The organism is Mesorhizobium sp. M1169, assembly GCF_040318345.1.
Taxonomy (GTDB): Bacteria; Pseudomonadota; Alphaproteobacteria; order Rhizobiales; family Rhizobiaceae; genus Mesorhizobium.
In genome coordinates this window covers 1-22,606 of record NZ_JAMYME010000060.1, presented here as the reverse complement: position 1 = coordinate 22,606, position 22,606 = coordinate 1, and the positions used below count along the sequence as shown (strand labels likewise).

Annotated in this window: 20 protein-coding genes; 11 read left to right on the top strand and 9 right to left on the bottom strand. The window is 61.1% G+C overall.

What is annotated here, in order from left to right:
- Positions 1-387: 387 nt before the first annotated feature.
- From NKH41_RS31720 to NKH41_RS31700, 5 genes are all read right to left on the bottom strand, one after another.
- Positions 388-1,689 (bottom strand): glucoamylase family protein, encoded by a 1,302-nt coding sequence (locus tag NKH41_RS31720; RefSeq protein WP_352614801.1) that lies wholly within the window; start codon positions 1,687-1,689, stop codon positions 388-390.
- 219 nt (positions 1,690-1,908) lie between these two features.
- Positions 1,909-3,108 (bottom strand): mandelate racemase/muconate lactonizing enzyme family protein, encoded by a 1,200-nt coding sequence (locus NKH41_RS31715; RefSeq protein ID WP_352773032.1) that lies wholly within the window; start codon positions 3,106-3,108, stop codon positions 1,909-1,911.
- A 17-nt stretch (positions 3,109-3,125) separates the two neighbouring features.
- Positions 3,126-4,487, bottom strand: a complete 1,362-nt coding sequence (locus NKH41_RS31710; protein WP_352773035.1) for a mandelate racemase/muconate lactonizing enzyme family protein — start codon at positions 4,485-4,487, stop codon at positions 3,126-3,128.
- Positions 4,488-4,543: 56 nt separating this feature from the next.
- A complete protein-coding gene (locus tag NKH41_RS31705) occupies positions 4,544-5,710 on the bottom strand; it encodes a mandelate racemase/muconate lactonizing enzyme family protein (RefSeq protein ID WP_352773038.1) in 1,167 nt (388 codons plus the stop codon).
- Positions 5,711-5,764: 54 nt separating this feature from the next.
- Entirely contained in the window at positions 5,765-6,475 is a 711-nt protein-coding gene (locus tag NKH41_RS31700) for a GntR family transcriptional regulator (RefSeq protein ID WP_352503622.1), read from the bottom strand.
- A 209-nt stretch (positions 6,476-6,684) separates the two neighbouring features.
- Between NKH41_RS31700 and NKH41_RS31695 the strand changes: the two genes are divergently transcribed.
- The 6 genes from NKH41_RS31695 to NKH41_RS31670 all read left to right on the top strand — a co-directional run bounded on the left by NKH41_RS31695 (position 6,685) and on the right by NKH41_RS31670 (position 13,169).
- Positions 6,685-8,163: an ABC transporter substrate-binding protein gene (locus NKH41_RS31695; RefSeq protein ID WP_352503623.1), complete on the top strand. Its 1,479-nt coding sequence runs from the start codon at positions 6,685-6,687 to the stop codon at positions 8,161-8,163.
- Between the two features lie 79 nt (positions 8,164-8,242).
- Entirely contained in the window at positions 8,243-9,202 is a 960-nt protein-coding gene (locus NKH41_RS31690) for a carbohydrate ABC transporter permease (RefSeq protein ID WP_352929652.1), read from the top strand.
- On the top strand, positions 9,202-10,092 hold the full coding sequence (locus tag NKH41_RS31685; protein ID WP_023679256.1) for a carbohydrate ABC transporter permease: 891 nt from the start codon (positions 9,202-9,204) through the stop codon (positions 10,090-10,092). Before NKH41_RS31690 ends, NKH41_RS31685 begins: the two co-directional genes overlap by 1 nt.
- A gap of 10 nt (positions 10,093-10,102) precedes the next feature.
- Positions 10,103-11,200: an ABC transporter ATP-binding protein gene (locus NKH41_RS31680; RefSeq protein ID WP_352773044.1), complete on the top strand. Its 1,098-nt coding sequence runs from the start codon at positions 10,103-10,105 to the stop codon at positions 11,198-11,200.
- Between the two features lie 33 nt (positions 11,201-11,233).
- A complete protein-coding gene (locus tag NKH41_RS31675; protein ID WP_352474432.1) occupies positions 11,234-12,397 on the top strand; it encodes a mandelate racemase/muconate lactonizing enzyme family protein in 1,164 nt (387 codons plus the stop codon).
- Between the two features lie 22 nt (positions 12,398-12,419).
- Positions 12,420-13,169, top strand: coding sequence for a ribonuclease activity regulator RraA (locus NKH41_RS31670; RefSeq protein WP_352503627.1), 750 nt, complete (start codon positions 12,420-12,422; stop codon positions 13,167-13,169).
- On the opposite strand, the gene NKH41_RS31665 is transcribed toward NKH41_RS31670, so the two are convergent.
- The 3 genes from NKH41_RS31665 to NKH41_RS31655 are packed head-to-tail and all read right to left on the bottom strand — an operon-like array spanning position 13,170 to position 16,735.
- Complete coding sequence (locus NKH41_RS31665) at positions 13,170-13,991, bottom strand: alpha/beta hydrolase (RefSeq protein WP_502900231.1); 822 nt, start codon at positions 13,989-13,991, stop codon at positions 13,170-13,172.
- Between the two features lie 11 nt (positions 13,992-14,002).
- Positions 14,003-15,490 (bottom strand): NAD-dependent succinate-semialdehyde dehydrogenase, encoded by a 1,488-nt coding sequence (locus NKH41_RS31660; protein WP_352780963.1) that lies wholly within the window; start codon positions 15,488-15,490, stop codon positions 14,003-14,005.
- Positions 15,491-15,508: 18 nt separating this feature from the next.
- Positions 15,509-16,735, bottom strand: a complete 1,227-nt coding sequence (locus tag NKH41_RS31655) for an iron-containing alcohol dehydrogenase (protein ID WP_352780966.1) — start codon at positions 16,733-16,735, stop codon at positions 15,509-15,511.
- Between the two features lie 323 nt (positions 16,736-17,058).
- On the opposite strand from NKH41_RS31655, the gene NKH41_RS31650 reads away from it, so the two are divergent.
- Both NKH41_RS31650 and NKH41_RS31645 read left to right on the top strand, forming a co-directional pair.
- Positions 17,059-17,760: a GntR family transcriptional regulator gene (locus NKH41_RS31650; RefSeq protein WP_352474438.1), complete on the top strand. Its 702-nt coding sequence runs from the start codon at positions 17,059-17,061 to the stop codon at positions 17,758-17,760.
- Between the two features lie 151 nt (positions 17,761-17,911).
- The gene (locus NKH41_RS31645) at positions 17,912-18,505 is read left to right on the top strand and encodes a DJ-1/PfpI family protein (RefSeq protein WP_352540695.1); all 594 of its coding nucleotides are present in this window, start codon (positions 17,912-17,914) and stop codon (positions 18,503-18,505) included.
- 62 nt (positions 18,506-18,567) lie between these two features.
- Here NKH41_RS31645 and NKH41_RS31640 read toward each other — a convergent pair whose 3' ends face one another.
- Positions 18,568-19,464 (bottom strand): GntR family transcriptional regulator, encoded by an 897-nt coding sequence (locus NKH41_RS31640; RefSeq protein WP_352780970.1) that lies wholly within the window; start codon positions 19,462-19,464, stop codon positions 18,568-18,570.
- Positions 19,465-19,631: 167 nt separating this feature from the next.
- Between NKH41_RS31640 and NKH41_RS31635 the strand changes: the two genes are divergently transcribed.
- From NKH41_RS31635 to NKH41_RS31625, 3 genes are all read left to right on the top strand, one after another.
- Positions 19,632-20,684, top strand: coding sequence for an ABC transporter permease (locus NKH41_RS31635; protein WP_352773064.1), 1,053 nt, complete (start codon positions 19,632-19,634; stop codon positions 20,682-20,684).
- On the top strand, positions 20,681-21,466 hold the full coding sequence (locus tag NKH41_RS31630; RefSeq protein WP_352474443.1) for an ATP-binding cassette domain-containing protein: 786 nt from the start codon (positions 20,681-20,683) through the stop codon (positions 21,464-21,466). Before NKH41_RS31635 ends, NKH41_RS31630 begins: the two co-directional genes overlap by 4 nt.
- A 93-nt stretch (positions 21,467-21,559) precedes the next feature.
- On the top strand, positions 21,560-22,474 hold the full coding sequence (locus tag NKH41_RS31625; RefSeq protein ID WP_352503634.1) for a sugar ABC transporter substrate-binding protein: 915 nt from the start codon (positions 21,560-21,562) through the stop codon (positions 22,472-22,474).
- Positions 22,475-22,606 lie beyond the last annotated feature (132 nt).

Genomic DNA, 22,606 nt, shown 5'->3' with positions numbered 1-22,606 from the left:
ACGCCCGGCCCAGGGATGCCATGGATAAAGAAACTTGCGTTCCTCGGTCCCGTGGGCGTTCTCTCGTCGTGTTGTACAACACCGCGCGGCCGCATTCCCAAATCGCCTGGCAGACACCGGCCGAGTTCGCCACCACCTTCAATCTGCGACGGCCGCTCGCTTTGCGCTGTGCCAAAAGCTCCGCGCCAGCGCCCGTCGCTTCACCCGCCCAGCAGGGCACAACCCACGCCGGAAACGAACTCAAAACTGGGATAGAAACTGGGCGCAACGTCACCTATTCTGCCGAGAAGCAATGCGCCGCTAACCGACATTCGCAGCAAATGCGGCAGCATGCGCTAGCAGTCAAAAGTCCTGGTACCAATCGGGGAGCTTTGTCATCTCGACTTCTTATAGCCAACCGCCCGAAAAACCGGCTCGGTGCAGTCCCGCGATGATGGCCGGCACGCGGCGCATCAGGCGCCACAGGAAGCCCGAGCGGTAGTTCTCTATCATCAGAGTGATCGGCCCCTGATTGATGCCGACGTGGTCCGGCGATACCCAACCGCATGGCCGGCCGTCGGCGGCTGCTATTGTCGGATTGAAGCTTGCGGTGAAGCCGTAAGGGTTGCCCTCTTGCAGGTCGATCTCATGGAAATAGCGCAGTGCCGGCAGAACGATCTCTGGCGCAAAGGGCAATGAGGTAATCGCTGCCCACGGCGACAACGTTCCATCATCAGGGCCGAATGGCGCACCGCGCGCCAGATAGCCGAAGAAGCGGCGGCCACCGACCGTGATTTGACGTTTTGTCGGGCTTGGGCCGTCGCTGGCGGTAATGCCCCAGCAATTCTCGCCATAACCGCTGAAGCCCTTCGGATTGCGAATGGCGTAGTCGCGTTGCAGGTAGGTTGCCTCGCGGCTGTTCTCGAAATAGTCGCAGTCGTGGTTGCGCATGGAAGCATCGCGGATGCCGCGAAAATCGATCCAGATATGCGAGAGCTGGTGGATGAAGAGTGGACCGGCGTAAACCAATTCCCGGCCATAGATCTTTTTCCACTTGTAGGTGGATAGCCAGGCCGCATAGCTCTCGGGCGGCAGCGGATGGGTTGGCGAGCCGAGGCCCAACACATAAAGGATCACCGCTTCGTCGTAGCCTTGCCAGCGATAGCGCAGGAAGCCTTTTCCAGGCCGCCAGCCATGGGTGACGGTAGCGCCGCCGTTCTGCGCCCATCGCCAGTCGGTGCGCCGGTAGAGCGCATCTGCAAGCCGCCGGATTTCCAGTTCGGATTCATCGTCCTCGCCAAAATAGGCGCCGGCGGCCAGCGCACCGGCAAGCAGAAGCGCCGTATCGACCGTGGACAGCTCACACTTCCAGACGCGGCGGCCGGTCTCCATGTCGAGGAAATGGTAGTAGAAGCCCTTGTGGCCCGTTGCGTCGGCTTCGGGCCCTTGCGGCGCGTTCCAGAAGAAGCGAAGCGTGGCGAGCGTCCGTTCAGCGGCGGCGGCGCGCGTCATGAAACCGCGCTCGACACCGACGGGATAGGCCGACAGGGCGAGCCCGACGGCGGCGATGCTGGCCGGTGACCCCGGGGTGTTGCGGTCGGCGATCAGGCCATTCGCCGGGTTGGCCTCTTTGAGAAAATAGTCGAAGGACAGGCGCTGGATGTCCGAGAGAAGCTCGTCGTTCGGCGGGTGGTCGCTCGATGCATCCATCGCTGTCGATATAGAGGGGTTTCGCCGAGCTTCCCACCTTTTTGGTCGACTTGTCGCCTTTGGGTCATGTCACGACGATGCTCGCGCTGGCCCAGGTGTCTCTATAACTAGGTTCGAACACCAGAAGCTGACATTCCGCTAACGGCCCGAAACGGTCATTCCGGATGAGAGGTTGCGTGAAGCAGTCCGCGCAGTGCAGGGTGGCGCAAGAAGGATGGTTCAGTCGAAGAAGCCTGCATCCTCTTCCCGGAGATACTTCCTGCCTGCTTCGGCGTCGATATCGAGGCCCAGCCCCGGCGCTTCCAGCAAGTCCACCATGCTGTCCTTCACGATCTGCGACGGCAGGCCGATTACGAGGTCCTCCCACCAGGGGTCGGAGGCGCTCGGGTATTCGAACGCGATGTAGTTGGCGGGCAGGGTGGCGCACACATTGATCAGCGCGCCGAGGCCGAGAAGGCCGTTCGCGGTGCCGTGCGGTGCCATCAGGATCGAGTGCATACAGGCGTGCTCGGCGACCCATTTGAGCTCGGCAATGCCGCCAATATCGGCCGGATCCGGGCCGATGACGCGCACCGCCTGCGTTTCGATCAGCTCCTTGAAATTATGCCGCAGGTATATCTGCTCGCCGGTATGAATTGGCGTCGAGGTTGAGGTGGTCAGTTCCCGATAGGCCTGCGGATTGACCCACGGCACATAGTCGCCGGTCAGCATGTCCTCGAGCCACATCAAATTGTACTTCTCGACCGCGCGAGCGAACTTGATTGCATCGGGCAGCATCCAGCCCGGGCCGCAGTCGAGCGCCAGGCTGACCTTGTCGCCCAGCACTTCCTTCATCGCGATCACGCAGTCGAGCATGTGGTTGAAACCGCGCTCGCTGATGACGCCCTGATCCATGGCACCGTGGTAGCCAGCCTTATTCTGCTTCACGCCGTAATGGAAGTCCTCGATGGTGTCCTTCATGTTGGAGTGGAACGAGATCCCTTGCTTGATCATGAAGAAATTCTGCGGCTGCTCCATCATCCATTTCACGTCAGCGGCGTAATCCTCCGGCCGGTCCCCCGTTCGCTTCTGGCGGATAGAGCCGTTATAGACGCGCACCTTGTCGCGCACCTTGCCGCCGAGCAGTTTGTAGGCCGGCACGCCTGCGGCCTTGCCGGCTATGTCCCACAGCGCATGCTCGATAGCGCTTACCGCCGCGCCATAGGGCTTGAAAGAGCCGCGTTGGCGGATCTTCAGCATCACCCGCTCGACGTCGGTAGGGTCCTCGCCGATCAGCGCATCGCGGAAATGCAGCACCCAAGGCTTAAGATAGGTCTTGGTGAACTCGACTTCGCCAAGGCCATAGAGGCCCTTGTCGGTAACGATGCGGACTATTGGGTGTCTGCCGATGACGGCGCAGCGGAGATCGGTGATCTTCATCTTCGGTTCTTTTCGCCTCAGCTCCAGATACGGTCCCAGGAATACTCGTCGTCCCAGTGATCCGTGGGCTGCCAGATGCCGGTGACACCCGGCTGCAAATGCTGCGAGATCACCTCGTCGACGACGTCGTCAATCCCCAGGCCAGGTTTGTCCGGAACAGTGATAAAGCCGTCCTTCACGAGCGGCTTGGGAACGCCGGTGACGATATCGTCCCACCAGTCGACATCGGCAGAGTGGTATTCGAGCGCCATGAAGTTTTCGGTCGCAGTCGCGACATGTGCCGCGGCCATTGCGGCGATTGGACTTTCGGCCATATGGATAGCCATTGCGATGCCGTGGTCCTGGGCCATGTCGCCGATCTTCTTGCTCTCGAGGATGCCCCCGCTGGTGAGCAGGTCCGGGTGGATAATGGAAAGGCCGCCGCTCTTGAGCAGAGGCTCGAAGCCTTCCTTAAGGTAGATGTCCTCGCCGGTGCAGATCGGCACCGTAGTGGCGGCCTGCAGTTGCCGGAACTGCTCGGTGTACTGCCATGGGATCACATCCTCGAGCCAGGCCGGCACGTATTTTTCAATCCGCCTGGCGAGCCGAATGCCGTTCTGCAGCGAGATGTGGCCGACATGGTCAATGGCGAGCGGAATATCCATGCCGATAACATCGCGAACCTCGGCAATGTACTGTTCAAGCAGGTCGAGGCCCTTGTCGGAAAAGTGGAGGCCGGTAAACGGATGGGGGACGTTATGCAAATCGTAAGCGGCATTGCGGGTGCGCCGCTCCTCCATGGTCTTGACCGGGCCGCGGCCGGGATGGATGCGGTACCCTTCCAGTGAACCGGCAGGGGAGACGACCGCACCGGGTACATCTGCGATCTGCATCAGCCCCAGATCCATCTTGAGGAAGGTGAAGCCGAGCGCCATGCGCTGCTTGAGGCGCTTGCCGGTCTCGGTGCCGCTCGGCACGGTAGCGTCGGTGTCGCAATAGACGCGCACCTTCTCCCGAAACCGGCCGCCGAGCATCTGGTAGATGGGAACGCCATAGGCCTTGCCGGCGAGATCCCACAACGCGATCTCGACCGCCGAGACGCCGCCGCCTTGCCGGCCGTGGCCACCGAACTGCTTGATCCGGCGAAACAGGCGGTCGATGTCGCAAGGGTTCTCGCCAAGCAGCCGGCTCTTCAGCATCAGCGCGTAGGTGGCACTGGCGCCGTCGCGCACCTCGCCAAGCCCGACGATGCCCTGGTTGGTGTAAATCTTGAGCAGGGTTGAGGTGAACGGCGCGCCGACGATTTCGGCTACCCGCATGTCGGTGATGCGAAGCTGGGATGGCTTGGAGTTCGCGTTTACCCGATTGAGCGCTTCGTCGGCGCCACCTGTCTTTGCCATGACTTATCCTCGTTTTCGGCTTGTCGTCCCGCACCCTGGGCCGGCATTTAGTCTTGCTAGCCCAACTCAATCTCGTGGGCCTGCAGGTAGTCGCGGTCCATCTCAATACCGAGACCAGGCTTCGACGACAGCTTGAGACTGCCGTTCGAAATGTCGAGTGGTCTGTCGACCAGGTGATCGTATTTGCCCAGGTTCCACTCCGATGTTTCGAGTTTGTAGAAATTGGGAACGGTCATCATCACCTGCGCTCCCGCAACCACGTTGATCGGTCCCGCGGCGTCATGTGGCGAGACCGGCAAGTAGTAGGCTTCGCACAGCGCAGAAATCTTCTTGAGTTCGGTAATGCCGCCGGTCCAGGTAACATCGGGCATGATGTAGTCGGCGAGCCTGTTCTCGAGTACCGGCACGAAATCCCACTTCGTGTGGCCGCGCTCGCCCCACGAGATGGCGGTATTGACCTTCTCACGTACCTGCTTGAGGGCGTTAAGGCTCTCGGGCGGGCAGGGCTCCTCGAACCAGTCGATCTGGCCGGACTCCTCGAGGCTCCGACAGAGGCGAATGGCGGTGGGGACATCGAAGCGGCCGTGCGCATCGATGAGAATGTCGACATCGGGTCCTGCCGTTTCGCGGATCAGAGCCGTGAGTTCGGCGGCTTCGCGCTCGTCCTTGCGAGTCATGCTGCCATCGAGGTAGCCGTCTCGCTGTTCGCGGGGCAGGCCATCGGCGCTGCGGCCCTGGTGGGGGTAGGGATCGAACTTGAGCGCCGTGTGTCCGGACTCGACAATGTCAAGAATTTCGCGGACCACAGCCTCCTTGCTGGTGAATTTGGCCTGGTTGGGATGGGTGTAGAGCGCGATTTCATCGCGTACCGGCCCGCCAAGCAGCTCGTAAATCGGCTTGCCAAGGACTTTGCCCCGGATGTCCCAGAGGGCTATGTCGATGGCGCTCACGCATTCGACGGCGGCGCCGCGGCTTCCCATGTAGGTGAAGCTGCGGAAGATCTTGTGCCAGAGATGCTCGATACGCGCCGGATCCTCGCCTGTCGCGGCGACGCCGATCTGCCGCAGGATCGTGCACAGAGCGCGGTTGGCGAGCCTTGTCGTGGTGGTGATCTCTCCCCAGCCACTCACTCCCTCGTCGGTCGTCACTTCGACGAACAGGAACTCTCCCCAGTAGGAAGCATCGGACTTGATCAGCCACGGCCGAATGCTCGTGATTTTCATCTCAACTACCTTTGCCTGGAAATGGTCAGCTAACGATGTTCTGGACTGGACATTCTATCCGGCCCGAGCGGCGTTGCGCGCTCGCATCTGTTCGAGAATATGCCGGCCCGAACCCTCGACATGGCGGGAAACGAGTTCGGCCGCCTTGTCGGCCTCTCCCGCCTTCACAAGCGCGATGAGTTCGCGGTGCTCGCGCATGATCGCGGCACGTCGCGCCAGCGTGAAATTGAAACGACGGCTCACGGCTCGCAGCACTTCGCGATGCTTCCACCAAAGCTCGGCTGCGTGGCGGTTGTAGTGCCGCTGGTACATCACGGTGTGGAAAGCGGTATCCAGCTCACTATGCCTGAATGTGTCGGCGAAATTGTTCTCTTCGATCAGGCCTTGGAGACGTTCGAGTTCGGCGATGTCCTCGCCGGTAGCCATATTCACAAACCATCGTGTCAGGGCTGGCTCGATCAGAACACCGATCTCGTAGATATCCCGGACAAAATCCTGATCAATGGGTCGCACGCGCGCCCCGCGGTTGGCGATAAAGGTGACAAACCCTTCGCCGCGCAACAACTGCAGGGCCTCGCGCACAGGATTGGTCGAAGTGCCGTGACGCCGGGCGAGATCGGTGACGACAAGCCGTTCGTTGGCAGCGAGCCGTCCCTCGATGATATCTTCCCTGATCAATTCATAAAGCGAGGCGCCCTCGCTGGAGGCCCCGATGGGATCGGTCCCCACCGGTGGCATCGCTTTGAAATCGCTTATTTCGGCCAAGGCCGGGCTCCCCAATTTAATACATACCTTGCCCGATATCACACACGGCTTTCGCAAACAATGTATGATCCAGCGCGTTGACAGGCAATTCATGATCTGAAAACGTACCAAGCGATCGAGAGGATACACTGAGCTGGCAGAAGCATCCTCGCGATCGAAACGAGCAAGGACCGCTTTAGGGCGGCATGGGAGAACCAGGGAGGATACCTATGACGAGAATTGCGCTCGGCAGCGCCGTCCTGCGCGGCACTGTCGCCACTGCTTTGATGGCATCCCTGACGTCTACATCGGCGCTGGGTGCACCGCCGGTCGACCTGAGCAAGTGGTCGCCGGAATATGTGCGCTCGATTGCGGGCACACAGGATTTTGACACGGCGGCCGATTGCGCCAAGGTCACCCCGCTCGACTACAAGGGGCGACTGACTTTCTGGTATCAGGGTGTGTTCGAGGGCGACCCGGACCTCCTGCGCCAGTACTACAAGGATTTCTTCGAGACCTTCCGCAAAACCTATCCGAACATCCAGCTCGAGGAACAAGCCCTCACCTATAACGACCTTCTCGACAAGTTCCGCACCGCGCTCCTGGGCAATGCCGCGCCTATGGCGGTCCGCCTGCAGATCCTGGGTGGTACCGAGTTCGCCTCAAAGGGCTATCTGCAGCCGCTCAAGCCAGAGGACGTGGGGTATTCGACCGAGGATTTCTGGCCCGGCGCCATGAAGGCAGTGACCTGGGAGGGCGTGACCTACGGCATTCCGACCAACAATGAGACGATGGCGTTCATCTGGAACGCCGACATCTTCAAGCGTGCCGGCCTCGATCCGGACAAACCGCCGGCAACGTGGGACGACGTGGTCAAGTATTCCAAGCAGATCCACGACAAGCTCGGCATTGCCGGATATGGCCTCGTGGCTCGCAAGAATGCCGGCAATACGCCGTACCGCTTCATGCCACAGCTGTGGGCCTATGGCGGAGGTGTCTTCGACGAAGCGACGCCGAACCCGACCTATGAGCAGGTCCAGCTCGATAGCCCGCAAAGCAAGGCAGCGCTGCAAGCCTCCTACGACATGTATGTTCGCGACAAGTCGGTTCCGGTTTCGGCACTCACCAATCAGCAGGCCGATAATCAGCCCCTGTTCGTCGCTGGCCAGCTCGGCATGATGATCTCGCACCCGTCCGATTACAACGTCATGCTCGACCTGCAGAAAAAGGCGACGGGCACCGACAAGGACAAGGCGCAGACGGTCATCGACAACATGCGCTACGGCCTGATCCCGACTGGTCCCGACGGCAAGCGCGCCGTCGTGTTCGGCGGCTCGAACATTCACATCCTGAAACCCGAATATGTCGAGGGCGGCAAGGTAGACGAGCCGGCCGCGAAAGCTATCATCTGCATGTGGACGAGCCCTGAATGGTCGCTGAAGATGGCCTACGCCGGATCAAACCCTGGCAACCTCAACGGCTTCAAGACCAAGTGGATGAAGGAACGTCTGGACAACATCAAGTTCCTCGACGTCACCACCTCGATGCTGCCATACGGCATTCCGTTCCCAGCTCTGCCGCAGGCCCCCGAGATCATGAACATCATCATCCCGGACATGCTGCAGAATGCCCTGACCGGAGCGATGACCGTCGACGAGGCAGCGGACGACGCGGCCAAGAAGGTAAAAGACCTGATGGGCGGACTCTAGTCCAAGCCACACCTACGACCTGGACCGGCTGCGCCACTGGCGCAGCCGCAGCGTTCCGAAGAAAAAGGGCACGCCACAAGTGACGATCGTGACCGGCAAGGCCGAGGCTCGCCGAAGATTGCAACCCGGTTGGTCCGGCGCGCTGCGGAAGGTCTGGGAGCATCGTGCGGACTACGCGTACGTGCTCCCAGCGATCGCCGTGATGCTCATCGTCATCGCCTATCCGATCTACTACACGGTCGAGCTGTCGTTCTTTAAGACACCGCCTGGCCTGCAACTCCGCGACAAGACCTTCATCGGCTTCGACAACTACACGACCATCCTCACCAGTCAGGTGTTCTGGAAAGTCACCTGGAACACACTGATCTGGACTCTGGGGTCAACTTTCATCTCCTTTGTCCTGGGGTTTGCCACAGCGCTGGCGCTCCACCGCGACTTCATCGGCCGTGGTGTCCTGCGCGCCGTCCTGATCATCCCTTGGGTCATCAGCGCCGTCGCCGCCTCCTACATCTGGAAGTGGATCTACCATTCGGACTTCGGGATCATCGGCGCGGTGCTGGTCGGCCTCGGATTGGCCGACCAGCCGCCGAATTTCATCGACAATGTCAGCACGGTGCTGCCCTCGCTGATCGTCGTCAATATCTGGCGCGAGTTTCCGTTTGCCATGATCATGATGATGGCCGGCCTGCAGACAGTCCCCGACCAGTTGCTGCGCGCCGCAAAAGTCGATGGTGCCAATGCATGGCAGCGCTTTTGGCACGTCACCTTCCCGCACTTGCGCAACGTCTCGGTGGTGACGATGCTGCTGCTCGCGGTGGCCAACTTCAATTCCTTCATCATCCCCTGGATCATGACCGGCGGCGGGCCGTCGAACGCATCGCATATCTGGATAACCCACATTTATGAGCTCGCCTTCGGACGGCAGCGCTGGGGCGTGGCATCGGCCTATTCGGTGCTCCTGTTCCTCACGCTGATGACGCTGGGCTACTTCTACGTCCGTGCGTTAAGCGGCAACGAGCGGAAAGAGGGGAGCGCCTGATGAGCACGATTGCCGAAACAGCGCCTCGAGCCCAGACCCGTCGCCGCATGCGCGTCGACGGATGGCGGTGGGCCGGCCGCATATTCCTCGTGTTCATGCTGCTTTATACCGCGTTGCCGATGATCTGGATGCTGATCACCTCGATCAAGTCCGGATTCGCGGCGACACAATTCCCGCCGCAATGGTGGCCGGACGAACCTACCCTCGCCAGCTACCAGAAACTGCTCGATCCGCAGAACAGCGTCGGCCAGGACTTCCTCCGCTTCTTCTGGAACAGCCTTTTCGTGTCGACCGTCACGACAATCCTTTCGGTGATCGTGGCTGTCCCAGCGGCCTACGCGTTTTCGCGCTTCAGTTTCCCCGGCCGGAATTTCCTGTTCTTTGCCGTGCTGCTGCGCAACATGTTCCCGGCGGTGATCTTTCTCGTGCCACTCTTCATCCTGATGCGCGCCATCGGTCTGATAAACACGCATGGCTCGCTGATACTCACCTATCTCACCTTTGGCCTGCCGCTGGCGATCTGGCTGCTCAAGGGCTTTTACGACAATATCCCGGTGCAGCTTGAGCAGGCGGCGCGCATCGATGGCGCAACACGGTTCCAGGCCTTCATCATGATCGTGATGCCGCTCTCGACGCCGGGGATCATCGCCACCGCAATCTATTCCTTCATCGGCGCGTGGAACGAGTACATCTACGCCTACACCTTCCTCTCCAAGAACGAGCAGTTGACCCTGCCGGTCGGCATCCAACGCTTCTTCTCGGAAAATACGACGGACTTTCCGGGCCTGATGGCGGCCAGCTTCATGATGAGCGTGCCCGTCGTGGTGCTGTTCCTGGTCCTGCAACGATACTTCGTACGCGCCCTTACAGAAGGCGCGGTCAAGCACTAGGGAGTTGCCGATGGCCCACGTGGTCCTCCAAGATCTCGTCAAGAGCTATGGCAGCTTCAAAGCTGTCAACCACGTCTCGCTGACGGTCAATGACGGCGAGTTCGTTGCGCTCGTCGGGCCTTCAGGCTGCGGCAAGACAACCACGCTCAATCTTGTCGCGGGGCTGACCCCGATCACAGCGGGCGACATCATCATCGGCGAGCGGGTGGTCAACGACCTCGACCCCAAGGACCGGGACATCGCAATGGTGTTCCAGAACTACGCGCTCTACCCGCAGAAATCGGTCTACAAGAACCTGGCGTTCCCGCTTCAGATGCGCAAACTCCCCAGGGACGAGATCGACAAGAAGGTCAAGGAAGCGGCGCGAGTGCTCGACATGACGCACCTGCTCGAGCGCAAGCCGCGCGAACTTTCGGGCGGGCAGCAGCAGCGTGTGGCCCTTGGCCGTGCCCTCGTTCGCGACCCCGCCGTGTTCCTCATGGACGAGCCACTGTCTAACCTCGATGCCAAACTGCGCGTGCAGATGCGGTCGGAGATCAAGCGTTTCCACCAGGACCTCAAGGCGACGATTATCTATGTGACGCACGACCAGCTCGAAGCCGTGACCATGGCTGACAAGATGGCGGTGATGAATGGCGGCCACCTGCAGCAATACGATTCACCGGCGCAGGTCTTCGCCCATCCGGTGAACATGTTCGTGGCCAGCTTCATCGGCAGCCCGGCGATGAGCCTTATTCCGTTAGAGGCCTCGATGGCAAACGGCAACACGGTGTTGACCGGCGCCGAGGGCTGGCGCCTTGAGCTCTCACCGCGCAATGCCCAGAAGGTGGCGAAAGCGACGACCAGGAAAGTCGTGCTCGGCGCACGTCACTCGACGATCAAGCTCCACAAGAGTGCGGTCCCTGGTTCCATTCCGGCCAAGGCCTACACGGTGGAACCGACCGGCGACGTCACCTTCGTCCAGGCGTTCCTGTCCGGCGCCATCGTCAACGTCAGCGTGCCGCCGAACATTGCCGTCGCGCCCGACGAGCAGATCTGGCTCGAGTTCGACCAGGAGCGGATGCATCTGTTCGATGGCGAAACTGAAATGGCCCTCAAGGCCAACTGAGATAGAGCGAATGCGCGTGAAACGTGGGCGTGGATGACTGAGAAACTTAAGATCACCGCGATCAAGCCCTATCCGGTGTGGGTAGGAACGCGCAACCAGATGCTCGTCAAGGTCGAGACCGACCAGGGCATCTTCGGCTGGGGCGAGAGCGGCTTGAGCGGTCGCGAGAGGGCCGTGGCCGGCGCGGTCGAGCACTATCGCGAGTTTCTCATCGGCCGCGACCCGATGCAGATCGGGCGGATCTGGCAGGAGGTTTACCGCAGCCAGTACTTCGAAGGCGGGCGAGTCCTTCAGGCGGCGATTTCCGCCATCGACATCGCCCTTCACGACATCAAGGGCAAGGCGCTGGGCGTGCCGGTCTACGAGCTGCTGGGCGGCAAGCAGCGCGACCGCATTCCCACCTTTGCCTCGACCGGCGACGAGGCCGAGGGCGACGTTGCCATCGAACGGGCCCGCGAACTTCGCGCGCAGGGGTGGCAGGCGATCCGCTTCTTCCCCTTCGGGCAAAACAGCAAGGACATCTTCGAGCCGCGCGAGTCCATCGGCGCTACCGCAAGTATGCTGAACAAGGCGCGCGAGGCGCTGGGCAGCGACGTGGTCCTCGGCCTCGACTATCATCATCGGCTGTCGGTGGCAGAGGCCGCGAGCTTCTGCAACAAGCTCGGTCGCGGCGTGCTTGATTTCCTCGAGGAGCCGATACGGGCCGAAACGCCGGAGGCCTATGAATCGCTGCGCACGATGACCGAAATCCCCTTTGCCATAGGCGAGGAATTTGCCAGCAAGTGGCAGTTCCTGCCCTACATCGAGCGCGGCATCCATCAGTTCAACCGGCTCGATGTTTGCAATGTCGGCGGGCTCACCGAGGCGATGAAAATCGCTGGCTGGAGCGAGGCGCATTATGTGGACCTGATGCCGCACAATCCGCTTGGTCCAGTGTGCACGGCCGCGACCGTGCATCTCGCTGCCGCGGTACCCAACTTCGCGTGGCTCGAGACCAGGGCACCCGAAACAAAGCTGGGCTTCGACAATTCCGACTTCTTCCCCGTGCAACCACGGCTCGACGGGACCGATTACCCGGTCGGCGATCTGCCGGGGCTCGGCGTCGAGGTCAACGAAGTTGCGGTCCAGGCGCAGAGTTTGCGTTTCTGGGAAGCGCCTCACCTTAAGCGCCGCGACGGTTCTGTTGCGAACTGGTAGTTCCATTCAATCGGAGTCCACAATGACACATACTTCCGACATCATGCGGCCGCCTAAGGACCTGATCGACGCACTCAGGGAGATCGGCGCCGCGACGGTTGCCGGCACGCTTGGCCATATGGGTTTCCGCAATCCGCACATGGTCGGTCCGGTGGCGCAAAACCACGGGAAGTCGATCGTCGGGCCGGCGCTGACGCTGCAGTTCCTGCCGCAGCGGCCGGACCTCTTCACCGAAGGAGAATATGCCGATCCGGAGACACAGCTGCACCGGCACGTGCTCTATCACGCGCAGGAGGGCGATGTGGTTGTGGTCGACGCGCGCGGCGACATGAGCTCGGGCGTCTTCGGCGATATGATGTCGACGTATTTCAAGGGCAGGGGCGGGGCCGGTATCGTCATCGATGGGTGCATGCGCGACCGGCCCAATGTCGAAAAGCTCGACCTGCCCCTATGGCTGCGCGGCTGGACGCCAAACTATCATGTGCAGACCAGCATCTATCCCAATGCCGTCAACGTTCCGATTGCCTGCGGCGGTGTCACGGTGATCCCGGGCGACATCATCGTCGCCGACGACGACGGGGTGGTGGTGCTTCCCGTCGTGATGGCCCCGAAGGTGATCGAAGAATCACAGAAGCATCATGATTGGGAGGAGTTTTCGCGAGCGAAGCTCATGGAGGGCGGGCCGTTGCAACGCTACTATCCGCTGCATGACGATGCCCGCGGAGAGTACGAGGAGTGGCGCAAAACAAATCGCCTGGAGAACCCGAGTTAGTCAGCAGGCCTTGGCGATCAGTTTTGCCAGGCAATCGCCAGCCTCGGTCCCCGGCACGCCAAGATCTCTGACACTGTCCATGTGGTTGCGGTCCGGGAGCACATGCGACGTTACCAACGATCCCTGCCTCAGCAAGCTTGCTTTGAATCGATCGGCTTGCTGATGGAAGGGTGGCGTCTCGTTGGCTCCGACCAGAACCGCCGCATTGGTTTGAGCATCATGCCGACAGGCGAGCGGTGTGAACATGGCGACTTCCTCGTCGGTTATTCCAATCTCGTTGGCGAGAAAGGAATCCTGGAGCGGCTTCAAATCATAGAGTCCGCTCAGGAGAAGGGCTGCCCTCACATTCGAGGGGGTATGCTCGCCCTCGAACAGAAACGTTGCAAGATGGGCTCCTGCCGAATGACCACTGACAGTCAGGGCCGCCGGGCTTCCGCCATGATCGGCGATGTTGGCCAGGACCCACTGCTTGGCGCGGCGCACCTGGTCGACGATCCTCGCCATTCGGACCTTGGGCATCAGAGCATAATCGAGGATGACGGCGATGGCCCCGGCTTGGGTAATCGTCGTCGCCATATATGAATAGTCGCGCTTGGAGAACATTCTCCAGTAGCCGCCATGGACAAAGATGTGCACCGGTAGCGCCGTTCTTTTGCCCGCGGGAAAGAACAGGTCCATGGTCTCGGTCGGATCCGGTCCGTAGGCCACGTCGGCGGCCATCGGAATGGCGGCGCGGGCGACCTCGCTGCGGTCAACAATGTCCTGCACGATTTGGTCAAAATCAGCAACGTGGTCGCGGATGCGAAAGGGATCGCCTTGCATTCTTCTTCAGCTCACATGCTGACGGCGAGGTATTTCGCCTCCATGAACTCGGCAATGCCGTGATGCTGCCCTCCCTCGCGGCCGAGCCCACTTTGCTTGACGCCGCCGAAGGGAGCTGCCGGATCAGACATCAGCCCGCGGTTGAGAGCAATCATCCCGGCCTCGATGCGGGAAGCCACCCGCATGCCGCGCGCCAGATCGCGCGTGTAAATGTAGGCAGCAAGCCCATATTCGGTGTCATTGGCGCGTGCGATGACCTCGGCCTCCGTTTCGAAGCTCGAGATTGGCGCCACCGGCCCGAATATCTCCTCATGCGCCATCTTTGCGTCGCCCGGCACGTCGCGAAGCACCGTCGGAGGATAGAAGAAACCGCGCCCGGACAGGACTGAGCCGCCGCACATGACCCGCGCGCCGCGTGTGACCGCGTCGACGACAAGGCGGTCTATCTTCTCGACCGCCTTTTTCGTGATCATGGGCCCGCATTCCGTGTCCGGATCAGTGCCAGGGCCGACCTTGAGCGACGACATCCGCTTCTCGAGGCCATCGCAGAAGGCTTCGTAGATGCCGGATTGCACATAGAGGCGGTTTGCGGCCGTGCAGGCCTCGCCGGCGTTGCGCATCTTGGCCACCATTGCACCATCGAGCGCCGCTTCGAGATCGGCGTCGTCGAACACAATGAACGGTGCGTTGCCGCCCAGCTCCATGGAACACGAAACCACATGCCTGGCAGCCTCTGCCAGCAGAGCGCGACCCACACCCGTCGAACCGGTGAAGGAGAGTTTGCGCACCCGCGGATCGGCCAGCATGGCGGCTGTCAAAGGCCCGGGACTGGAGGTTGTCAGGACGTTGACCACCCCTGGTGGAACGCCCGCGTCCTGGTAGAGCGCGGCGAGCGCATAGGCGGTGAGGGGTGTCTCACTGGCTGGCTTCAGGATCACCGTGCATCCCGCGGCAAGTGCCGGCGCGATCTTGCGCGTCGCCATCGCGGCAGGAAAATTCCAGGGCGTGATCAGGATGCAGATGCCGACGGGTTCGTAGTCGACCACAATGCGATTGGTGCCGGAAGGCGCAGTACCGAATTCACCGGTAATGCGAACGGCCTCCTCGGCATTCCAACGGAAAAATTCCGCGGCATAAGCGATCTCGCCGCGGGCATCCCGCAGGGCCTTGCCGTTTTCCAATGCGATGAGAATAGCCAGTGCCTCCGATCGTTCCGTCATCAGCTCAAAGCAGCGTCTGAGGATGTCGGAACGCTTTCGCGGCGGCGTTGTTCGCCAGCCGTCGGCTGCTTTGGCAGCGGCGTCAACGGCGGCGGCCGCGTCCTTCAAGGTCGCATCGGGTACGGCCGCGATGACAGCCTCGGTCGAAGGATCGACGACCGGAATCACCCTGCCATCCGCGGACTGCCGCCATTGGCCGCCAATATACAGCCGGTGCGAAATTGTGTGGAAGTCGCTGACGCCCTGATCATCCGACAGAACCTGTGAAAACGTGTTCATCTCGATATTCCCGATCGTTTACATGACGCAGCTGGCGAGGTCGCCATCAAAGGCGGCCTGGACCAGGTGTCGCATGGACCTCAAATCGAATGGCCGCGGATTGTTCTTGATGAGGCGCTCGATACCGATCGCCTGTTCCGCCGTCCAATCGAGCCTATCGGCGGGCAGCCCCAGCTCGGCCAACGTGGGGGTGATCCCGATTGCCCCAAACAGCCGACTGACCTCGCCAATGGTCGCGTCGGCCAACTCTTCGGGCGTCCGGCCTTTTCCATCGAGGCCGAGCGCGTTGGCGATCTCGGCCATCTCGGTCGCTGCGGCTGTTTTGTTGTACTTCATGACGAATGGCAGCATGGTGGCGACACCCAATCCGTGAGCGGTATGGGTTATCGCGCCGACCGGGTATTGCACGGCGTGCGCTGCCGCCGTGCCGGCCGTTCCGAACGCGCAGCCGGCTGCAAGTGCGCCCATCATCACGTCGGCCCGGGCGTCCTCGTCAGAGGGCTGGCGGCATGCCGTTTCAAGGCTTCGGCCAAGCAGCTTGATCGCCAGCAGGGCGAAGTGATCGGTCAAGGCGGTTTTGCCGATAAAGACATGGTTCTGCGGAAGGCCGGGATCGGTCCCACGCCTGGCGGCGGTGAAGGCCTCGATTGCATGCGTCAGCGCATCGGCGCCTGCGATTGCCGTCAATCCCGGCGGGCATGTCATCGTCAGTTCAGGATCGCAGATGGCCGCGGCCGCGATCAGATACGGGCTGGAGATGCCGACCTTCAGTGTGCGATCCGGATCCGAGATCACGGCAACCGGGGTCACTTCAGAGCCCGTGCCGGCTGTCGTCGGCACCGCAATCAGCGGCAGCGTCGGGCCGGGCACCTTGAACTCGCCGTAGTAATCCTGGAGCTGACCGCCGTGACTGATGAGCAGCGCGGCGCATTTGGCCATGTCGAGACAGCTGCCGCCGCCAATGCCGATCACCATGTCGGGCGCGAACTTCCGTGCTTCCTCGACGCAGACCGCAACGGTGTCCCGAGGAACGTCGGGCAGCACACGGTCATGCACCAGTACGTCTATCGAGGCGGCTCGCAGCGCCGCGACAATCTCTGCGAACGGGCCCGTTGCGGCAAAACGTTCATCGGTGCAGACAAGCGCGCGACGCCCGAGCCTGGCCGCGACAACCGGGATGACGTGGCGTTGGCCCTTCCCGAAGAGGATTTCGCGCGGCAGCCTTAGGGCAGCGAAAAGGCTCATGACCTGCATCCTGTGATGATGTCTGGATTGGAATGCGAGATGGCGTTCAACTCGGCCCCAAGGCCGGGTTCGATGTAAAACCCGTCTCGCAACGCGGTTGCGTATCGACGTGCCGAACCATCGTCCGCAACGCTGGCGGTCCGTTCAGCAGGTGAGGAAGCACGGGCTGCCAGGGCGGCACGCTGTTCCAGCAAGGCCACTGCAAATTCGATTGCTTTGTCTCCTAGCTGCCGCAAATGATATCCTCGATAAAATCGTATAGGATATAGGATTGCATTGGCCGGAGCATCGTGTTAGCAACTCAATGTGTCAAGAGGCAAAACATGCAGGCCATGAACTTACCCAGTCTAGACGAAGCGAACCTCGCCGGCGGGCGTATCCAGCGCTCCAGCAGCCTGGTTGAGGACGTCTACGAAGCGATCTTTGCGCAACTCATGTCCCTGAAGATTGCGCCGGGCTCGCGCATCACCGTCGACAGCCTGGTCAAGGAATTCAACGTATCCCACACGCCGATCCGCGAGGCGCTCGGCCGGCTCGAAGGCGAAGGCCTGGTGCTGAAGACGCATCTGATCGGTTACCGCGCTGCGCCGCAGATCACGAAACGGCGGTTTGACGAACTTTATGAGCTTCGCCTGCTGCTCGAACCTCATGGCGCAGCCAAGGCAGCCGCGCTCATGGACGAGGTAAAGCTCGCGCAGCTTCAGAAGTCGGCCGGCGTCATGGCGCGCCGTGAGGGCAAGGACGAGCGCCTGCGGTATTCCAACTTCGCCCGCCAGGATGCCATTTTCCATGACAAGGTCATGGAATTCGCCAACAACGAACTCGTGCGCGAGACATTGGCGCACCAGCACACCCACTTCCACATATTCCGTCTGATGTTCCATTCGCGCGTCACCGAGGAGGCGCTTGACGAGCATGAGGCCATCCTGGCCGCTTTCGCTGCGGCCGATCCTGCCGCTGCCGAGCAGGCGATGCGTCGCCATATCGAGCATTCCCGCGACCGTTTGTTGTTGGCGTTCGACTGAGACTGTCCCGATGTCCCCGTACCCGCCGTTGACGGTCATCACGCAGGCCAGTGCCAACGAAGACTACTTCCCCGATTCACCCTTCTAGAAACTCAAACCTACCAGGCGAGTACAGGTCTCGCCCGGCCGTTGTCACAGGAAAGGAAGTACCATGCCAGGCAAAAAGATCCTGATGCTGACCGGTGAATTCACCGAGGAATACGAAATCTTCGTCTACCAGCAGGCGATGGAAGCGGTGGGCCACACCGTGCACGTCGTGTGCCCAGACAAAAGCGCCGGAGACCTGATCAAAACATCGCTGCACGATTTCGAGGGCGATCAGACCTACACCGAAAAGCTCGGCCACTATGCGCTGATCAACAAGACCTTTTCCGACGCTGAGAAGCAGATGGAGCAATACCACGCTGTTTACTGCGCCGGCGGTCGCGGGCCCGAATACATCCGCACCGACAAGCGCGTGCAGGCGATGGTGCGCCACTTCCACGAAACCAAGAAGCCGATCTTCACGATCTGCCACGGCGTGCAGATCCTGATTGCGGTGGACGGCGTCGTGCGTGGCAAGAAGGTCGGCGCACTGGCGGCTTGCGAGCCCGAAGTGACGCTTGCGGGCGGCACCTATATCGACCTGTCTCCAACGGAGGCATATGTGGATGGCACGATGGTTTCGGCAAAGGGCTGGACGGCCCTTGCAGCGTTCATCCGCGAATGTTTGAAGGTGCTGGGAACGGAAATCCGTCACGCGTAAGCGTTTGCTTCCGACGCGTTCCAGAGGATGCGTCGGTTCCCTTGAAGGGCGGGTCGACTACATCATTCAACAAGTCCGATAAGCGAACGCGTCAACGTTGCTCTTGCCGACGCCAGGTGCGCACGGCAGGCCCGCTCAATCCGTTCAGATTCGCGGCTTTCGAGCGCATCGATATAGGCGAGATGCTCGAGGATTGCCGCCTGGTTGCGCTGCTTTTCGTCCTGCTTGTTCCACTGATAGTGGTAGTGAAAAATGAACGTGATGATGTCGTAGAAATCATCGATGAAGCGGTTCGGTGATGCCTCGTTTATGAGCCGGTGAAACCGGTTGTCCAGGCCGGAGAAGTCATGAAAACGGCCTTCAATTCGCTCCAGCAGGTCGGCATGCGCCATCTTGAGCGCAGCGAGTTTCGACCATAGGGGAGAACTGTGCGGCTGTAGTGAAAATAGTTGCGCCGAACGCAGTTCGAACATCACCCGGATCTCGAAGAGCTCAAGCGCAAAGTCTTCGGTGAAACCCTTGAAAAGCCAGCCTGTATTCGGCCTTTTCTCGATCAGCCCAAACCGGCTGAAGCGGATCAGGAATTCGCGAATTCCGTTGGTCGCAACGCCGAATTGGCGCGCAAGCTCGAGCTCATTGATGCTGGTTCCAGGCCTGGTGTCACCCCGCAGCATCCACTCCATGAATTGCTGTTCGACATGCTTGGCGCGAGGTGTGGTTTCGGCGTCCGGATAGTAATCGTTGTCGCTGACCGGGCGGCCCGTCGACCTGAGGCCGTGGCGTTCGGTGATAAGTTCGCGGTGAACCAGTTCCCGCAAAACCTTTCTGACGGTTGTGCGGCTGACGCACATTCGCCGTCTAAGCTCATTTTCGGAAGGAAGTTCACCGGCCAGTTGCCCGTCGCGCAGCATATTCGCAGCCCGATTGAAGGCCTTCTTGTAGACGGTGTCGGTTCTCATCGGATTTTCCTTGGGAACTATAGCTTGTCCTTTTAGCATGAACTTTATCCATAAAAAACAACTTGACCCGGCCTGGCCGGTTGTTTTTTATCGATAAGAAGAGGACCTGAACACGAATTGAGTTTTTGACGACGCGGCTCGTACAAGCCGCGGCGGGGAGGGGAAATTTGCCTGAAACGGGAAACACCGGCACGACTGTCGGCGAGGCCGCGTTGCCGGCATCGAGGAAGTCAGAAGCCGTTCCCGGCCTTGCGCTCGGCCTGATGCTGCTGAGCGCTGGTCCGGTGGTCATCCTGGTGCTGCTGATCGCCGTCCTCAGCTTTCTGTCGCCCTATTTCCTGACGGGACGCAATCTCAGCAACATCCTCGCCCAGACGGCCGTCATCTCGGTTGTCGCGATGGGCCAGCATCTGGTCATCCTGACACGCGGCATCGATCTCTCCGTCGGCTCGAACCTTGCGCTGGCTTCCGTCGTCGGCGCGCTGAGCTTTCATGCCGGCGCTCCCGCCATCATCGTGATCGCCGTGATGGTTGGCTGCGGTGCCGCGGTCGGCGCCATCAACGGGCTCTTCTACGTCTTCGGCCGGCTGCCGCATCCTTTCATCATCACGCTGGCGACATTGAGCATCGCCAAGGGGCTGGCCCTGCAACTGTCCGATGGCCGCGCCATTCCTGGCATGCCGGATTCGATCGATGCGCTTGGCCGCGAGGCGGTCTGGGGCCTGCCTGGATCGATTTTCGTCGTTGCGGGCGTTGCCGCGGTTCTTTCCGTCATGGCTAAAACCATGGTCTGGGGGCGCTGGATTTATGCCGTCGGCGGCCGGCCCGACGCCGCGCTGCGCATGGGCATTCCCGTGTCCTGGGTGCTGGTCTCGGTCTATGTCATCTCAGGGCTGTGCGCCGGCATCGGTTCCGTCATCCTTGCCGGCCGCACCGACGCCGGTTCGCCGCTGTTCGGCAATCTGCTGGAACTGGACACGATCGCGGCGGTGATCATTGGCGGCGCCAGCTTTCTTGGCGGCCGCGGCCACCTCGGCCATGCCTTGATCGGCGCCATCATGATCGGCGTTATCCGCAACGCGCTCAACCTGCTCAACGTCAATGTCTTTTTCCAGCTCATCGTCATCGGCGTGGTCATCGTGATCGCGGTCGAGTCCGACGTGCTGCGCAATTACCTCGAAGGGCGTGTGCGTGTCCTGCAAGCCGGAAGGCAGTCATGAGCGCCGCTGCGGATAACGCCGATCACGCGGTCACGGCGGACAATCCCGTGCTGGCGGTACACGGTGCTACCAAGCGTTTCGGTTCGGTTCTGGCCCTCGACGATGTCAGCATCGAGGTGCGGCGCGGCGAGATCGTCGGCCTGCTCGGCGACAATGGCGCGGGTAAATCGACGCTGACCAAATGCATCAGCGGGGTGCACCAACTCGATGCCGGCGCGATCCTTTTGGACGGTGCGCCAACGCAGATACGCTCCCCTGCGGATGCGCGCTTCGCCGGCATCGAGACCGTCTATCAGGATCTGGCGCTGTTCGACAATCTGACACCGGGACAGAACTTCTTTGCCGGTCGCGAGCTGGCTGGCCCGCAATGGCTTCCGCGCGGCCTGCGATTTCTGCAGCAGCGCCGGATGGACGCCGAGACCCGTGCTCTGCTGGCAAAACTCAAGGTTGCGTTGCCGCGGCTGGATGCCGTCGTCGCCATGATGTCTGGCGGTCAAAGGCAAGCGATCGCCGTGGCCCGCTCGACCGTGTTCGCCCGCAAGGTTGTCATTCTGGATGAGCCGACCGCCGCACTCGGCCTGCGTGAATCACGCCAGGTGCTCAATCTGGTCGCTGCGCTCCGCGACCAGGGCAATGCCGTCATCCTGATCACTCACAACATGGAACACGTCGTCGAGCTCGCCGATCGCGCGGTGGTGCTTCGCCAGGGCCGCAGGGTCGGCGAACTGGTGCCGACCAAAGGCAACAAACAGGAACTGGTTTCCATGATCGTTGGAGCCTGACCCGTTCGAAATTTGGGGACCTTTCAGGTCCGCAAATGCCTGAAGCGTCTCCCGCCGGGAGGCGTCTCAATCCAAGGGAGGAATACAATGCCAATGAACCGAAAACTGTTCGCAGGGCTGGTGATCGCTGTTGCGTTTTCCGTGCCGGCTTCGGCCGCAGACAAGATCAAGGTTGGCCTGATTACGAAATTCCCGGTGCCGTTCTACTCGACCATGGAGGACGCCGCCAAGAAATACGCGGCCGCTCATCCGGAGATCGAACTGGTCACTGGCCAGGGCCAGGCGGCTACCGACATCGAAGGTCAGATCGCACTGATCGAGTCCATGATCACGCAGGGCGTCAACGGGCTGGCAATCACGCCGGTCGACCCGACGGTCGCGCCGGCGCTCGACAAGGCGGTGGCCGCCGGCATCAAGGTGGTTCTCGTCGACAACAGCATTCCCAACTGGAAAGGCCAGACGGCATTGGTCTCGACCAACAACCTCAACGGCGGCAAGATCGCCGGAGAGTATCTTAAAACGGTGCTCAAGAGCGGTGACAAGATCGGTATCCTGCAAGGCGTTCCCGGGGTGCCGGCTCTGGATGACCGGGTCACGGGCATGATGGAGGGATTGGGCGACGTCAAGGTCGATGTCGTCGGCAAGGGCGCAACCAACTGCACGCTGGAACTTGGCACGTCAGTGACCGAAGACATCCTCACCGCCAATCCCGATCTCAAGGCGATCTACTCGGCCTGCGGTCCGCCGATCCCTGGCGCGGTCAAGTCGATCAGCAATTCCGGCATTGCCAACGACAACCTCATAGTGGTCGGCTTCGACGCGTGCTGCGGTGAGATCGAAGCGATCAAGTCGGGAGCGGAGGACGCCAGCGTAGCTCAATTTCCAGCGAAAATGGGTGAGCTTGGCATCGACACCGTCGTCAAGGCCATCCGCGGGGAACCCGTCGAGGCCAATGTGGATACCGGCGCCGGACTGGTGACGCTGCAGAACGTCAAGGACTTCGAGTGATCCACCAGCGGTGCGGGGGGGTGGACCCCCCGTCACCCAGCGGTTTGGGGGCTCCAGCTAAGGAAGAGGGGGGATTATTTTAAATGGGCCCCACCAAAAAAAACAGAGCTTGGCAGTGCCCGGGCGGGGGGG

Excerpts from the sequence above, each read along its gene's own strand:
- NKH41_RS31695 (WP_352503623.1), top strand. The coding sequence starts at position 6,685 with ATGACGAGAATTGCGCTCGGCAGCGCCGTCCTGCGCGGCACTGTCGCC.
- NKH41_RS31710 (WP_352773035.1), bottom strand. The coding sequence starts at position 4,487 with ATGGCAAAGACAGGTGGCGCCGACGAAGCGCTCAATCGGGTAAACGCG.
- NKH41_RS31715 (WP_352773032.1), bottom strand. The coding sequence starts at position 3,108 with ATGAAGATCACCGATCTCCGCTGCGCCGTCATCGGCAGACACCCAATA.
- NKH41_RS31675 (WP_352474432.1), top strand. The coding sequence starts at position 11,234 with ATGACTGAGAAACTTAAGATCACCGCGATCAAGCCCTATCCGGTGTGG.
- NKH41_RS31660 (WP_352780963.1), bottom strand. The coding sequence starts at position 15,490 with ATGAACACGTTTTCACAGGTTCTGTCGGATGATCAGGGCGTCAGCGAC.
- NKH41_RS31720 (WP_352614801.1), bottom strand. The coding sequence starts at position 1,689 with ATGGATGCATCGAGCGACCACCCGCCGAACGACGAGCTTCTCTCGGAC.
- NKH41_RS31625 (WP_352503634.1), top strand. The coding sequence starts at position 21,560 with ATGAACCGAAAACTGTTCGCAGGGCTGGTGATCGCTGTTGCGTTTTCC.
- NKH41_RS31655 (WP_352780966.1), bottom strand. The coding sequence starts at position 16,735 with ATGAGCCTTTTCGCTGCCCTAAGGCTGCCGCGCGAAATCCTCTTCGGG.
- NKH41_RS31705 (WP_352773038.1), bottom strand. The coding sequence starts at position 5,710 with ATGAAAATCACGAGCATTCGGCCGTGGCTGATCAAGTCCGATGCTTCC.
- NKH41_RS31640 (WP_352780970.1), bottom strand. The coding sequence starts at position 19,464 with ATGAGAACCGACACCGTCTACAAGAAGGCCTTCAATCGGGCTGCGAAT.
- NKH41_RS31665 (WP_502900231.1), bottom strand. The coding sequence starts at position 13,991 with ATGCAAGGCGATCCCTTTCGCATCCGCGACCACGTTGCTGATTTTGAC.
- NKH41_RS31645 (WP_352540695.1), top strand. The coding sequence starts at position 17,912 with ATGCCAGGCAAAAAGATCCTGATGCTGACCGGTGAATTCACCGAGGAA.
- NKH41_RS31680 (WP_352773044.1), top strand. The coding sequence starts at position 10,103 with ATGGCCCACGTGGTCCTCCAAGATCTCGTCAAGAGCTATGGCAGCTTC.
- NKH41_RS31685 (WP_023679256.1), top strand. The coding sequence starts at position 9,202 with ATGAGCACGATTGCCGAAACAGCGCCTCGAGCCCAGACCCGTCGCCGC.
- NKH41_RS31650 (WP_352474438.1), top strand. The coding sequence starts at position 17,059 with ATGCAGGCCATGAACTTACCCAGTCTAGACGAAGCGAACCTCGCCGGC.
- NKH41_RS31630 (WP_352474443.1), top strand. The coding sequence starts at position 20,681 with ATGAGCGCCGCTGCGGATAACGCCGATCACGCGGTCACGGCGGACAAT.
- NKH41_RS31670 (WP_352503627.1), top strand. The coding sequence starts at position 12,420 with ATGACACATACTTCCGACATCATGCGGCCGCCTAAGGACCTGATCGAC.